The organism is Kitasatospora sp. NPDC043950, from assembly GCF_056435345.1.
The window spans coordinates 20,547-34,050 of record NZ_JBWKER010000043.1 but is presented as its reverse complement, the minus strand read 5'-3'; the positions used below and the strand labels follow the sequence as shown (position 1 = coordinate 34,050).

The window sequence follows — 13,504 nt, the reverse complement described above, 5'->3', positions numbered from 1 at the left end:
GTCCGCCGGCCCGCCCCCGACGCGGCCGGCCCCCACCGACCGATCCGTACCGACGACCCTTCCGACGGGAGCCACCGGCCCATGGCAACACTGGCGAAGCCGAACCTGCCCAGGTTCGACGTGGAGATCTTCCAGAACGAGTACCTTGCCGACGGCGCCCGCGAGGTCAACGCCATCGTCACGGTCACCGCGACCGGCGGCGGCACCTCCGGCGGCCGCCCGCTCGGCATCGCCGACGCGGGCGGCCCGCAGAGCGCCGACACCGCCGCGGCCGTGGTGATCCTGGTGGACTGCTCGGGCTCGATGGACTACCCCAAGACCAAGATCAACGGCGCCCGCGAGGCCACCGCCGCCGCCATCGACGCGCTGCGCGACGGCACCGCCTTCGCCGTGGTCGCCGGCACCCACGAGGCCCGCGACATCTACCCCGGCGACGGCACCCTCGCCACCGCCTCCGCCACCACCCGCGGCCACGCCAAGGAGTCCCTGCGCCGCCTCACCGCCGCCGGCGGCACCGCGATGGGCACCTGGCTGGCCAAGGCCGACAAGCTCTTCCTGACCCGCCGCGACATCGCCATCCGGCACGCCGTCCTGCTCACCGACGGCAACAACGAGCACGAGTCGGCGGTCGACCTGGAACGCGCCATCGAGCGGGTCACCGGACACTTCACCGCCGACTGCCGCGGCGTCGGCACCGACTGGCGGATCGACGAGCTGCGCAAGATCTCCTCGGCGCTGCTCGGCACCGTCGACATCGTCGCCGAACCCTCCGGCCTGGCCGAGGACTTCCGCTCGATGATGGCCGGCGCCATGGGCAAGCAGGTCGCCGACGTCGCGCTGCGGATCTGGACCCCGGCCAACGCCGCGGTCAAGTTCGTCAAGCAGGTCGCCCCCGCGGTCGAGGACCTCACCGCCCGGCGCGCCGAGGCCGGCCCCCGGGCCGGCGACTACCCCACCGGCTCCTGGGGCGACGAGAGCCGCGACTACCACGTCTGCGTCGAGGTCCCGGCCGCCTCCATCGGCAACGAGATGCTCGCCGCCCGGATCAGCCTGGTGCTGCCCCCGCAGGTCGGCAGCGGCACCCCCGAGGTGCTCTCCCAGGGCCTGGTCAAGGCGGTGTGGACCGACGACCTGGCCTCCTCCACCCGGATCAGCCCGCAGGTCGCCCACTACACCGGGCAGGCCGAGCTGGCCTCCTCCATCCAGGAGGGCCTGGAGGCCCACCGGGCCGGGGACGTCGACACCGCCACGTCCAAGCTGGGCGCCGCCGTCCGGATCGCGCACGCGACCGGCAACGAGGGCACCTACAAACTGCTGCAGAAGGTGGTGGACGTGGTGGACCCGAAGGAGGGTACGGTTCGGTTCCGTAAGAACGTGAGCGAGGCCGACTCGATGACCCTTGAGACCCGGTCGACCAAGACGGTGCGTGTGAAGAAGTGACCGCTGAAGACGTGACCGGGCCGACGACCCGGTGCGACGCCGCCCCAAGCCGGCTCGATGTGAGGGGGAACTGATGCCGATCTGCCCGAGGGGCCACGAGTCGCAGGCCGAGGACTGGTGCGACTTCTGCGGCTTCCCGATGACTCCGCCGGCCCCGACGCCGCCCGGAGCCCACCCGGGAGCCCACGGGTCCCACGGGGCCCATCCGGGGGCGTACGGCTCCCACCCGGTGCCCGGGGCACCCGCCTCGCCCGAGGCACCCGACTCGTTCGAGCAGTCCAGGCACCCGGACCACCGCGGCACGCCCTACGGCGCGCCGCTGTCGCCTCCGCCGATGCCGCCGGGGAGCGTCCCGCCGCAGCCCGGCGCGATGCCGCCGCCACCGGCCCAGGGCCACCCCAACCTGACCGAGGGCCTGACGGTCTGCCCGATCTGCCGCAGCCCGCAGACCGGACGGTTCTGCGAGGAGTGCGGGTACGACTACGAGCTCTCCACCCCCTCGCGCCGCCAGCCGCCGCTGAACATCCCGGCGGCGTACGGCGGCGCGCCGGCCGCACAGCCGCCGTTCGGCCAACCGCCGTACGGCCAACCGCCCCTCCCGCAGCAGCCGCAGCCGCAGCACACCCAGCACCCGCAGCAGGCCCCCGCGCCCGCGCACACCTACGGCTACCCTCCCTCCCTGCCCGCCAACGGGCAGGAGGGGCCCACGCCGGAGGGCGCGTTCCCCGAGGCCCCCGTCCGCGAGGACTCCGGCCCGGTGTACGCCGAGCCCCCCGGACCGAACAACCGCGGCGGCGACTTCGGCACCTCGTTCCACCTCGCCCCGCCGCATCAGCAGCAGCCGCAGCAACCCCAGCAGCCGCAACCGACGGCCGCCCCCGCGAAGCCGCTCCGGGCCAACTGGATCGCGGTGGTCTCGGCCGACCGCGAGTACTTCACCGAGATGATGGCCCGCAGCGGCCCCGAGGCGGCCGGCCTGTTCTTCCCGCCGTACTGCCCCGAGCGGCGCATCCCGCTGACCGGCCGCGGCCAGCTGCGGATCGGGCGGCGCAGCCAGCACCGCGGCACCGTGCCGGAGATCGACCTGTCGGTGCCGCCGGAGGACCCGGGCGCCTCGCACCAGCACGCGATGCTCGCCGAACAGGCGGACGGCAGCTGGGTCCTGGTGGACCAGGACTCGACCAACGGCACCACCGTGAACGGCGGCGCGGAGCCGATCGCCCCGCACACCGCCGTGCCGCTGAACGACGGCGACCGGATCCACATCGGAGCCTGGACGACGATCACGGTGCACCGCGCCTGAAAGGCCGTCGGCAATAACTCCGGCCGGGCCGGGCGGAATTCAACTTCCGCCCGGCCCGGCTTGTTCCCGATTCCTCAAACGATCCACAAATTCGTCGCCACCGACGTGCACAGGGACCTTCGCAAGCCCTAGGCTCAGGCCACATGACTGCAGCTATATCCGCCGACGGAATCCGTCAGCGGTACGGGGACGTGCAGGCCGTCGACGGGGTGTCCCTCACCGTCGAGGCCGGCGAATTCTATGGAATCCTGGGCCCCAACGGCGCCGGGAAGACCACCACGATGGAGATCCTGGAAGGCGTCCGCAAGCCGGACGAGGGCCGGGTCGAGCTGCTGGGGCTGGCGCCCTGGCCGCGCAATCCGAAACTGCTGCCGCGCATCGGCGTGCAGTTCCAGGCCTCCGCCTTCTTCCGGAAACTGACGGCCCGGGAGACCATCCGCACCTTCGCGTCGTTCTACGAGGTCGGCCCCAAGCGGGCCGACGCGATGCTGGAGCGGGTCGGCCTGACCGACAAGGCCGACGTCATGACCGACCAGATGTCGGGCGGTCAGGCGCAGCGCCTGTCGATCGCCTGCGCGCTGGCCCACGACCCGGAGATCGTCTTCCTGGACGAGCCCACCACCGGCCTCGACCCGCAGGCCCGGCGCAACCTCTGGGACCTCCTGCGGGACATCAACGGCGAGGGCCGCACGGTCGTCCTGACCACCCACTACCTGGACGAGGCCGAGGTGCTCTGCGACCGGGTCTCGATCATGGACCACGGGAAGATCCTGCACACCGGCGCCCCGGCGACGCTGATCCGCGAGATCGACGACACCGTCCGGATCAGCGTCGCGTCCGGCCAGCTGTCCGTCGAGCGCGCCCGTGACCTGCTCACCGCGGCCGGCGCCGACGTCGCCGCCCTGGAGGACGACAGCGTCTCGCTCTCCGTCTCCACCCGTCTCCCGGGCCCGGTCCTGAGCGTCCTGGCCGAGCAGAACGCGCTGCGCGGCCTCGAAGTGCGCGGCGCCACCCTGGAGGACGTCTTCCTCCAGCTGACCGGACGGGAGTACCGCGCATGACCGCCAGCACGTCCACCGAGCCGAAGACCCCCGCCCGGCGCGACGGGTCGAGCGGCGGCGCGAACGCCGAGCGGGAGCGGGTCAGCGCGTTCTGGAGCCTGTCCCGCGCGATGCTGCTCGGCATGAAGCGCGACCGCACCGCGACCTTCTTCATCCTGCTCTTCCCGCTGGTGTTCCTGGTGTTCTTCGGCACCGTGGGCAAGGGCTCCGGCAGCCCGCACGCCAAGGTGGCGCAGGTCGGCGCGGTGAAGCTGTTCGACTCGATCCAGGGCGAGGGCCGGGTCGACCTGGACAAGGTCCTCACCATCACCAGGACCGACGACGCGGCCGCCACACTGGAGAAGGTCCGCAAGGGCGACTTCGACGCGATGATCGAGCAGGGCCCGGACGGCAAGGTCGAGCTGCGCTTCAGCGCCGCCGACACGGTCCGTGCCGGCGCGCTCCAGGGCATCGTCAACTCGGTGGTCCAGAGCGCCAACCAGGCCGCCACCGGCCAGAAGCCGGCCTACGTGCTGGACACCCAGCAGGTCGAGGACCAGTCGCTCAAGCCGATCCAGTTCCTCACCCCCGGCCTGCTCGGCTGGGCCGTCGCCACCGGCGCGGTGTTCGGTGCCGCGCTGACCCTGGTCGGGTGGCGCAAGAGCAAGGTGCTGCGCCGGCTGCGGCTGGCCCCGGTGAGTGCGGGCACGGTCATCAGCTCCAGGATCCTGGTCTCGCTGCTGACCTCGCTCCTCCAGACCACCGTCTTCCTGACGGTCGCCACCAACTTCTTCGGGCTCAAGCTCACCGGCAACTGGTGGCTGGTCATCCCGCTGGTGGCCTGCGCGACGCTCGCCTTCATGTCGATCGGCCTGCTGGCCGGTTCGGTCGCCAAGACCGAGGAGGCGGCCAACGGCATCTCGCAGATCATCGTGCTGCCGATGTCCTTCCTGTCCGGCGCGTTCATCCCGCTGGACAGCGCGCCCGGCTGGCTGGAGACCATCTCCAAGGTCATGCCGCTGCGCTACCTGGTGACGGCCGCCCAGTCGGTGCTGACCCGCGGCGGCGGCGTCATGGACGCCCTGCCCACCATGGGCGGGCTGCTGCTCTTCGCGGCCGTGCTGACCGGCGTCGCCTGGAAGCTGTTCAAGTGGGAGGACGTGTGACCGCCGCCCCGGTCGCCTGAGCCCCGACACACGCCCTGCGGGGTCGTACGCCTTTGGTCCCGGTGTACGACCCCGTCGGCGTCTGCGACCATGGTCGGGTGAAAGAGATCCGGCGAGGAACGTTCAGCGAGGAGACCTTCTTCGACCAGGTCGGCGGCGAACCGACCTTCCGGCGACTGGTCCACCGGTTCTACCAGGGCGTCGCCGAGGACGAGTTGCTCCGGCCGATGTACCCCGAGGAGGACCTCGGCCCGGCCGAGGAGCGGATGGCCCTGTTCCTGATGCAGTACTGGGGCGGCCCGCGCACCTACAGCGAGCAGCGCGGCCACCCCCGGCTGCGGATGCGGCACGTGCCGTTCAAGGTCGACCGCGCCGCGCACGACGCCTGGCTCAGGAACATGCGGGCCGCCGTGGACGACCTGGCCCTGCCGGCCGAGGCCGAGCAGCAGCTCTGGGAATACCTCACCTACGCCGCCGCCTCGATGATCAACACCCCGGGCTGAGCCCCGGGCCGGGCCCGGTTACCGGATCGGGCTGAGCCCCCGGCTGGGTTACCGGAGCGCGCTGAGCCCCAGCCCCGCGCCGGGCGCGGCCGCCGTCCGGACCGCCACCGAACCGGCCGGGGCGCTCAGCCGCAGCCAGCCGCCCGCCCGGTGCACGGTGAGCGGGGCCCCGGGCTTCAGGAAGCCGATCACGTACGCCGCGTGCACCGCCCGCAGCGGCAGCTCCGGCAGCACGGAGACCGGGCGGGACCAGATCTCGTCGGCCAGCGCGTCCAGCACCGCACGGCCGCGGTGGTGCGCCGGGACGGCCTCGCTGCGCTCACGGAACTCCCGCACCCCGGCCATCAGTTCCGGGTACACCTCGGCCGCCGGCGGCGCCCCGACCGGCCGCCAGCCGGTGCGCGGCGGCAGCAGCCCGGCCCAGGCCGGTCCGGTCACCGGGGCGGGCAGCTCGACGGCACCCGTCCCGGCGTCCACGCCGTCCAGCAGCTGGCCCGCCGAGACCGTCAGATCGGTCGGCTCGGCCGGCCCGGTCAGCCGGGCGGTGCGGATCGCCAGCGCGCCCGAACCGCCCAGCGGCAGCCGGCCGAAGACCGCCAGCACGCCGTCCTCCCCGGCCGGGGCCACCGCCTGCAACCGGACGGCCGCCGCCTTGTCGAAGCGCAGCAGGCGCAGCAGGAACGCGGAGAGGTCGGCGGCCTCCCCGGCGTCGGTGAGGGCGAGGCGGGCGGTGATGGTCAACGCGGGTCAGCTCGAATCGTCGGAGGTGGGTGCTCAGGCGGCGACTACGGCGGGCTCCTCGTCCATGAAGCGGGACAGGAACTCCCGCTCCACGGGCGAGATCCGGCGCGGCCGGCCCTCCGCCAGGTCGTAGGGCACGACCACGGTGGACGCCTGGACGTACACCGTCTCGGTGCCGTCCTCGGCGACGTCCTTGATCTCGTAGGACACGGTCAGCGAGGCGCCGCCGATGCGGGTCACCCTGGTCTCGACGGTGACCGGCTCCGGCCGGTGCACCAGCGGGCGCTTGTAGTCGATCTCGTGGCGGGCCACCACCGAGCCGCCCGCGAACTCCCCCGCCCCGGCCTCGGCGGCCTGGGTGAACATGAAGTCGATCCGGGCCTCCTCCAGGTAGCGCAGGAAGACCACGTTGTTGACGTGGCCGAACGCGTCCATGTCGGACCAGCGCAGCGGGCAGGCGTAGATGTGGCGGGCCACAGGTGTTCTCCTCGACGTCCGGTCGCCCGCCGCCGTGCGGTGGCGGCGGGCCGGCGGCCGGCAGGCCGCCCCGAGGGGCAGTCTGCCGGGCCGCCGTGACGGCTGGGTGTCAGCCGCGGGTCAGCTTCTTGTACGTGGCCCGGTGCGGGCGGGCCGCGTCGGCGCCGAGCCGCTCGATCTTGTTCTTCTCGTACGACTCGAAGTTGCCCTCGAACCAGAACCACTTGCTCTCGCCCTCGTAGGCGAGAATGTGGGTGGCCACCCGGTCCAGGAACCAGCGGTCGTGGGAGATGACCACGGCGCAGCCGGGGAACTCCAGCAGGGCGTTCTCCAGCGAGGAGAGCGTCTCGACGTCGAGGTCGTTGGTGGGCTCGTCGAGGAGCAGCAGGTTGCCGCCCTGCTTGAGGGTGAGCGCCAGGTTCAGGCGGTTGCGCTCACCACCGGACAGCACGCCGGCCGGCTTCTGCTGGTCCGGGCCCTTGAAGCCGAAGGCCGACACGTAGGCGCGGGACGGCATCTCGACCTGGCCGACGTTGATCCAGTCCAGACCGTCGGAGACGACCTCCCAGAGGGTCTTCTTCGGGTCGATGTTGGCACGGCTCTGGTCGACGTAACTGATCTTGACGGTCTCGCCGACCTTGACCACGCCGGAGTCCGGGGTCTCCATGTCCTGGAGCATCTTGAACAGCGTGGTCTTGCCGGCGCCGTTGGGACCGATGATGCCGACGATGCCGTTGCGCGGCAGGGTGAAGCTGAGGTCGTCGATCAGGATCTTCTCGCCGAAGGCCTTGGAGAGGTTCTCCACCTCGATGACGATGCTGCCCAGACGCGGGCCCGGCGGGATCTGGATCTCCTCGAAGTCCAGCTTCCGCATCTTGTCCGCCTCGGCCGCCATCTCCTCGTAGCGGGCCAGACGGGCCTTGGACTTCGCCTGGCGGCCCTTGGCGTTGGAGCGGACCCACTCCAGCTCCTCGCGGAGCCGCTTGGCGCGCTTGGCGTCCTTCTGGCCCTCGACCTTGAGGCGGGACTGCTTGGACTCCAGGTAGGTGGAGTAGTTGCCCTCGTAGCCGATGGCGCGGCCGCGGTCGAGCTCCAGGATCCAGCCGGCCACGTTGTCCAGGAAGTACCGGTCGTGGGTGACGGCGACGACGGTGCCGGGGTACTTGGCCAGGTGCTGCTCCAGCCAGTTCACCGACTCGGCGTCCAGGTGGTTGGTGGGCTCGTCGAGGAGCAGCAGGTCGGGGGACTCCAGCAGCAGCTTGCAGAGCGCCACGCGGCGCTTCTCGCCACCGGAGAGCTTGGTGACCGGCCAGTCGCCGGGCGGGCAGCCCAGCGCGTCCATGGCCTGCTCCAGCTGGGCCTCCAGGTCCCACGCGTTGGCGTGGTCCAGGTCCTCCTGGAGCTTGCCCATCTCGTCCAGCAGGGCGTCCGAGTAGTCGGTCGCCATCAGCTCGGCGATCTCGTTGAAGCGGTTGAGCTTCCCCTTGATCTCCTTGACGCCGTCCTCGACGTTCTCCAGGACGGTCTTGGTCTCGTCGAGCGGCGGCTCCTGGAGCAGCATGCCGACGGTGAAACCGGGCGAGAGGAAGGCGTCGCCGTTGGAGGGGTGCTCCAGGCCGGCCATCATCTTCAGCACGGTGGACTTGCCCGCGCCGTTGGGGCCCACGACGCCGATCTTCGCCCCGGGGAGGAAGCTGAGCGTCACGTCGTCAAGGATGACCTTGTCTCCGTGCGCCTTGCGCACCTTGCGCATCGTGTAGATGTATTCCGCCACGTGAGATCGCTCCGGCGTCGTCGGGAGTATTCGGCTTGCAGCCTTCCATTGTGCCGCACCCGGCCGGGAGCCCCGAACGCCCGGTGTGCCCCACGGGGGTATCCGCAGCGCGGGGTTGAACGGCGAAGGCCCGGCCCCCGCAGCGGGTGCGGGGGCCGGGCCGGGTGCCGTCAGGGCCTCAGGAGGTCAGCGCCTCCGGGCCTGCGGGGCGGTTCAGGCGGCGGTGCGACCGTGGCGGCCACGGCGGCGCAGGACGAAGACCGCGGCGCCACCGGCCAGGACCAGGCCACCGGCGACGGCGGCGAGGATCGGGGTCGAGTCACTGGCACCGGTCTGGGCCAGGCCACCGGTGCCCGGGGCGGAGCTGGTCGCGGCCGGGCTCGGGTGCGCGCCGGCGGCGGTGCTGGCACCGGCCGACGGGGTGCCGGCCTGGCTCGGGGTGCCACTCGGGGTGCCGGTCGGGGCGGTGCTCGGGGCGGTGCTCGGGGTGCCGGTCGCGGCCGGGGTCGACGGGCCGGAGGTCGGCGGGGTCACGCCGGTCTTGCAGTCCAGGACGCCCTTGAACTCCTTGGCGAAGCCGTTCGGGCCGGTGACGTTGATGTCGTAGGCGGCCTTCTCGGCGACCGGGACGAGCACGTTCTCGGTCTTGCCCGGCTGGACGGTCAGCTGCTTGCCCGGCTTGACCGTGACGGTGGCGGCCTCGTCACCGCCGTTGGTGACGGTGACGCGCACGCCGTTGTTCTCGCACTCGACCTGGGCGGTGCTGTCGACCAGCGCGCCCGCGCCCTGCTTCCAGGTGGCCTTGGCGCCGGCGGAGACGCTGAGCTTGCTGGAACCGGCCAGGATCATGCTCTGGCTGTGCCGCTTCGGGTCGTAGCCCTCGCTGAGGAAGACCCGGCCGCTGGGCACGACGGTGTCGGCGGCGGCGGCGAGGGCGACCGAGCCGTCCGGGGTGCCGGCCGGCACGTCCAGGAACAGCTGGGTGTCCTTGATCGGACCGGTCAGGGTGGCGCCGACCGGCTTGCCGTCCTTGTCCACCACCTTGACCTTGTCGGCGGCGTCACCGGTGACGGTGAGCTTCACCTCGGCCGCGCTGGACTTGAGGGTGAAGGGGCCGAGCTTGTTGCCGGACTTGCCGGAGACGGAGTCCGGGTTGAGGGTCAACGAGGGGTTGGGCTCGGCGGCGATGCCCTTGTTGGCGTCGCCGAGCAGGTAGTCGCGCAGCTTCTTGGCCTTGGCGTTGCGCGGGGTGGCGTTCTTGTTGTCCGAGAACTTCCAGATCGCGGCCTGGGTGCCCGCGGCGGCGTCCTCGGCGGTCAGGCCGTCGACGCCGACGGTCTTGCCGAGCGCCGTCAGGTCCTTGACCTGCGGGTAGGAGTTCTCCAGGATCCAGCGGATCTTGGAGGCCGCCTCGACCTTGTTCTTGCCGCCGAGGGAGCTCGACTTCCAGTCCGACTCCTGGTACTTCGCGGCGCTGTCCAGGTAGACCGGGTTGTCGAAGTCGATGCAGTAGGTCTGGATCTCGCCGTTGGACGTCTTGAGGGTGAACAGACCGCCGTCGACGGTCCCCTTGCCCTCGACGTCGATCTTCTCGCCCAACATCGTGTTCTGGAGGACGGCCTTGACGCCCGCACCCGGGGTGTCCGCCGCGGCCGCCGCACCGGCCGCGAACAGGCCCCCGCCCAACACCAGGCTGGTCGTGAGCATGACAGTGGTTATGCGGGGGAGACTCCGCGCCTGCCTCTGGAACATCTGGGATCCCTCCGGGCCGGGCCGCACCGATGGACAGCCCGCCGACTTGCCGTGCCGCGCGCGCCCCCTGTGGCGCTGCTGCGGGTATGAACCAGACGAATCCTATTGAGCCCCGCAGGCCCCGAAACCCCCATGCGAAATCAGGACGATTCCGTATCTGGATCGTTATCAACCCCCTCAGTTTCGACACAAGCTGACGATCAGCCAGAATCTCCTCGCGACTTTTCGTTATCCGGGCGAGATTGCGCGTGCGGGAGCAACAACAGTCTCGATCAACATATTTGTCGACAGTTAAGGTCATCGACCCGTCAGATCAGCGCAGCCTGCTCGCCACCTCCCCGCTCCCCCTCGGCCACCCGCCCCCGCTCCCCCGCCTCCGCCTCCGACGCCCCACCCGACACCGGCCGCACCGGCGGCGGGGGCTCCGGCGGGCGCGGCGCCGAGGCCACCGCCGAGGCCTTCCGCGCCTCCAGCGCGTCGGCGATCCACCCCGGCACCACCCCTCCGCCGGCCTGCGCCCCGGCCGGCCCGGCGGCGCCCGGCGGCTGCCCGCGCACCCCCGCCGCCCAACGGAACGCCGAGGTACCACGGGTGAGGTCGTGTCCGACCGATCGGGCGTCGATCTCGGCCCCGGTGCGCTTCACCTCGCCGTCGATCCACTCCCGCAGCCGCAGCCGACCACTCACCAGCACCGGATCCCCCTTGGCGAGCGAACCGATCAGGTTGACCGCGAGCCCCCGCCAGGCCGTCACCGTCAGCCACTGCGTCTCGCCGTCCGCCCAGCACTCGCGCTGCCGGTCATACAGGCGCTCGGTGCAGCCGAGCCGGAACTTGGCCATCGGCACCCCGCTGCCCGTTTCGCCGTAGGTCACCTCCGTCGCGACAATGCCGACGATCGTCACCTGCATCTCGTTCACAGCGCACTCTCCGTTCTCGCCGATGCACCGTACAGAATCGACCGGCGCGCGTTGAGAGTGTGCTTCGCGGGAAATCCCCGCCAGGGAGTTCTGAAATCCTGTGGACAACTCGATGCCTCGGAAAACCGACGTCACTCGCAGGGGTGAATTTCGGCCTTTCGGCACCCCTTCGCGCCCATCTCATCGCGGCCATGACAACAAACCGACTGCTCGTCGCCCCCAACCGACACGCCCCGGAACAGCGCCGGCCGACCGTCCGCGCACGTCATCCGACCGGAGGAAGCCGAATACGGCCCCCCACCCGCACCGGTGACGACACATTCTCCGTGCCGAATCCATAACGGGTGGGGCGGCAGCCCCGTAACGACTGCACAACGTCCGGCTCGGAACACTCCCAGACCGCTGCACTCACGGCGTTCACCTGCGATTATCGGACCGCTCCACCGAACCGACACACCAACGGCGGTGTCGTCACACTCGGCCGAGGAACTGGGCACCCTTATCCTGTCCCCGACAGGGCGAGGGCCCACCGACCCCCACCCCCACCCTCACGGTACGGGGCCGGACACGCGCGCGCCCAGCGCTCGTCGCCCGACCCGGCCACGGTCACGCCCGCCCGGGCGCAGCCCGTCCCGCCCCCATAGCTCAGCGGATAGAGCACCCGCCTTCTAAGCGGTAGGTCGCAGGTTCGAATCCTGCTGGGGGCACCACCTCGCCATTCCCCCAGGCCGCCAGGCCGGCGGCCGCATTGCCCGGCCGCCACGGGCTCCCGGAAATCCCGTCCGCACGCCGCCCGATTGCCCGTACCCACCGCACCTAACCCGTGACTATCCGTGTCATGGCCACTGCGATAACCGGCCGATCCGGATGACCGCCACTACGGACCGGATGCGGGAGAAGACCCGAACAACCGAAATTCCGGGCGAATCACGCCCCGGGGACGATCCGCCCCACCGACCCGGCCGGGAACCGCTCGGTCGCGAACCCAGCCAGCCGCTCGGCCGGTGGTGGCGAGCCTGCCGGCGGTGGCGAGTCAGCCGGCGGTGGCGAGCCCGGCCAGGTAGGCGTCCAGCAGAGCGGTCTGCCGCTCGGGCGGGAACTCCGCCGGGGCGAACAGCACCTGCACCACCAGGCCGAGCGCGAAGGCCTGCGCGCCGGTCGCGAGCGCGGCGGCGTCGGCCCCGGCCGGGAGCTCCCCGAGCCGCTGAGCGTCCGCGACGTGCACCGCGAGGGCCTCGCGCGAGCGGGCGTAGCGACCCGCGTGCGCGGCCGCGAGCGCGGGGTCCGACAGGGCGACGTCCCAGGAGCCGACCCAGATCCGGTTGCCGGCCACCGCCGCCCCGTCCAGCGGCAGGACATCTAGCAGCGCGGCCCGCAGCCGGGCCAGTCCGGGGGGTGGCGGCGGGGTGCCGTCGGCGGGGGCGGTGCGCCGGGGCCGGGAGCCGGAGCGCCGGTCGAGCTCGTCCAGCGCGTGGCTCAGCAGGGCCCGTTTGTTGGGGAAGTAGTGCGTCAACAGGCCGGTGGAGGCGCCCAGTTCGGTGGCCACGGCACGCAGGGTCAGCCCTTCGAAGCCGCGACTGGAGAGCACCCGCCACACGCCCTCGGACACTTCCAGGCGGCGGGCGTCATGGTCTCCACGGGCCGGTGTCATGGGGGTCATCGTACATACCAAACGTTTGTTATGTATGGTTCCCAGCACACCGCGCATCCCGTGAACGGTGCATCCCGTGAAAGGCCAGCCCATGTTTGCCGTACCGCTCGCCGAGAACGCCGAACTGCGCCCGCTGGAGCCGTGGCAGGCGGCCGAGTTCCTGGCCCACATCGACCGCGCCCGCGCCCACACCGACCCGTGGATCCCCTGGGCCACCCGCTCCACCGACCTCGACTCCGCCCGCGCCACCCTCCAGCGCTACGCCGACCAGCAGGCCGCCGACAGCGGCCGGATCTACGGCATCTGGCGGGACGGCACGCTGGTCGGCGGCGTGATGTTCGTGAGCTTCAACGCCCAGAGCGGCGTCTGCGAGATCGGCGCCTGGACCGAGCCCGCCGGCGAGGGCGGCGGACTGATCACCACCGGCGTCCGGCGGCTGCTCGACTACGCCTTCACCACCCGCGGCCTGCACCGCGCCGAGTGGTGGTGCTCCGCCGGCAACGCCCGCAGCCGGGCCGTCGCCGAGCGGGTCGGCATGACCCTGGACGGCACCCTGCGCGAGTGGTACCCGCACAACGGGGTCCGCCACGACAAGCAGATCTGGTCGATCCTGGCCCCGGAGTGGACGCCCGGGGCCTGACCGGACGCGGGGGGGGGGGGGGGGGGGGGGGGGGGGGGGGGGGGGGGGGGGAGGGGGGGGGAGGGGGGGGGGGGGGGGGGGGCACAGCCGACCACCCCCC

The 13,504-nt window shown here is 71.8% G+C and carries 12 protein-coding genes and 1 tRNA gene; 7 read left to right on the top strand and 6 right to left on the bottom strand.

Annotated features, from left to right (window positions below; genetic code table 11):
* Positions 1-81: 81 nt before the first annotated feature.
* The 5 genes from AC07BF_RS26575 (at position 82) to AC07BF_RS26555 (ending at position 5,452) form a co-directional block, all read left to right on the top strand.
* A complete protein-coding gene (locus AC07BF_RS26575; protein WP_063349411.1) occupies positions 82-1,440 on the top strand; it encodes a vWA domain-containing protein in 1,359 nt (452 codons plus the stop codon).
* Positions 1,441-1,774: 334 nt separating this feature from the next.
* Positions 1,775-2,743: an FHA domain-containing protein gene (locus AC07BF_RS26570; RefSeq protein WP_363588619.1), complete on the top strand. Its 969-nt coding sequence runs from the start codon at positions 1,775-1,777 to the stop codon at positions 2,741-2,743.
* Positions 2,744-2,886: 143 nt separating this feature from the next.
* Positions 2,887-3,804, top strand: coding sequence for an ABC transporter ATP-binding protein (locus tag AC07BF_RS26565; RefSeq protein WP_478334005.1), 918 nt, complete (start codon positions 2,887-2,889; stop codon positions 3,802-3,804).
* The gene (locus AC07BF_RS26560) at positions 3,801-4,949 is read left to right on the top strand and encodes an ABC transporter permease (protein WP_478334004.1); all 1,149 of its coding nucleotides are present in this window, start codon (positions 3,801-3,803) and stop codon (positions 4,947-4,949) included. Before AC07BF_RS26565 ends, AC07BF_RS26560 begins: the two co-directional genes overlap by 4 nt.
* Positions 4,950-5,047: 98 nt before the next feature.
* Complete coding sequence (locus AC07BF_RS26555) at positions 5,048-5,452, top strand: globin (protein ID WP_363588615.1); 405 nt, start codon at positions 5,048-5,050, stop codon at positions 5,450-5,452.
* A gap of 48 nt (positions 5,453-5,500) precedes the next feature.
* On the opposite strand, the gene AC07BF_RS26550 is transcribed toward AC07BF_RS26555, so the two are convergent.
* The 5 genes from AC07BF_RS26550 to AC07BF_RS26530 all read right to left on the bottom strand — a co-directional run bounded on the left by AC07BF_RS26550 (position 5,501) and on the right by AC07BF_RS26530 (position 11,104).
* On the bottom strand, positions 5,501-6,193 hold the full coding sequence (locus AC07BF_RS26550) for a DUF8185 domain-containing protein (RefSeq protein ID WP_363588613.1): 693 nt from the start codon (positions 6,191-6,193) through the stop codon (positions 5,501-5,503).
* 33 nt (positions 6,194-6,226) lie between these two features.
* Positions 6,227-6,670, bottom strand: a complete 444-nt coding sequence (locus AC07BF_RS26545) for an acyl-CoA thioesterase (RefSeq protein WP_063349408.1) — start codon at positions 6,668-6,670, stop codon at positions 6,227-6,229.
* Positions 6,671-6,779: 109 nt separating this feature from the next.
* A complete protein-coding gene (gene ettA, locus AC07BF_RS26540) occupies positions 6,780-8,444 on the bottom strand; it encodes an energy-dependent translational throttle protein EttA (protein WP_079135893.1) in 1,665 nt (554 codons plus the stop codon).
* Positions 8,445-8,657: 213 nt separating this feature from the next.
* Positions 8,658-10,151, bottom strand: coding sequence for a Cys-Gln thioester bond-forming surface protein (locus AC07BF_RS26535; RefSeq protein WP_363632518.1), 1,494 nt, complete (start codon positions 10,149-10,151; stop codon positions 8,658-8,660).
* A 353-nt stretch (positions 10,152-10,504) separates the two neighbouring features.
* Positions 10,505-11,104 carry a single-stranded DNA-binding protein gene (locus AC07BF_RS26530; protein ID WP_478334023.1) on the bottom strand — a complete coding sequence of 200 codons (600 nt, stop codon included), beginning with the start codon at positions 11,102-11,104 and terminating at the stop codon, positions 10,505-10,507.
* 643 nt (positions 11,105-11,747) lie between these two features.
* Here AC07BF_RS26530 and AC07BF_RS26525 point away from each other — a divergent pair.
* Positions 11,748-11,823, top strand: a tRNA-Arg gene (locus tag AC07BF_RS26525).
* A 323-nt stretch (positions 11,824-12,146) separates the two neighbouring features.
* Here AC07BF_RS26525 and AC07BF_RS26520 read toward each other — a convergent pair.
* Positions 12,147-12,764 carry a TetR/AcrR family transcriptional regulator gene (locus AC07BF_RS26520; protein WP_363376299.1) on the bottom strand — a complete coding sequence of 206 codons (618 nt, stop codon included), beginning with the start codon at positions 12,762-12,764 and terminating at the stop codon, positions 12,147-12,149.
* A gap of 91 nt (positions 12,765-12,855) precedes the next feature.
* Between AC07BF_RS26520 and AC07BF_RS26515 the strand changes: the two genes are divergently transcribed.
* Positions 12,856-13,404, top strand: coding sequence for a GNAT family N-acetyltransferase (locus AC07BF_RS26515; RefSeq protein WP_478334003.1), 549 nt, complete (start codon positions 12,856-12,858; stop codon positions 13,402-13,404).
* The last annotated feature ends 100 nt before the right edge of the window (positions 13,405-13,504 follow it).

What these genes read in the sequence shown, in the direction of transcription:
- AC07BF_RS26575 (WP_063349411.1), top strand. Translation starts at nt 82, where the DNA reads ATGGCAACACTGGCGAAGCCGAACCTGCCCAGGTTCGACGTGGAGATC.
- AC07BF_RS26570 (WP_363588619.1), top strand. Translation starts at nt 1,775, where the DNA reads ATGCCGCCGGGGAGCGTCCCGCCGCAGCCCGGCGCGATGCCGCCGCCA.
- AC07BF_RS26565 (WP_478334005.1), top strand. Translation starts at nt 2,887, where the DNA reads ATGACTGCAGCTATATCCGCCGACGGAATCCGTCAGCGGTACGGGGAC.
- AC07BF_RS26560 (WP_478334004.1), top strand. Translation starts at nt 3,801, where the DNA reads ATGACCGCCAGCACGTCCACCGAGCCGAAGACCCCCGCCCGGCGCGAC.
- AC07BF_RS26535 (WP_363632518.1), bottom strand. Translation starts at nt 10,151, where the DNA reads ATGCTCACGACCAGCCTGGTGTTGGGCGGGGGCCTGTTCGCGGCCGGT.
- AC07BF_RS26530 (WP_478334023.1), bottom strand. Translation starts at nt 11,104, where the DNA reads ATGCAGGTGACGATCGTCGGCATTGTCGCGACGGAGGTGACCTACGGC.
- AC07BF_RS26520 (WP_363376299.1), bottom strand. Translation starts at nt 12,764, where the DNA reads ATGACACCGGCCCGTGGAGACCATGACGCCCGCCGCCTGGAAGTGTCC.
- AC07BF_RS26515 (WP_478334003.1), top strand. Translation starts at nt 12,856, where the DNA reads ATGTTTGCCGTACCGCTCGCCGAGAACGCCGAACTGCGCCCGCTGGAG.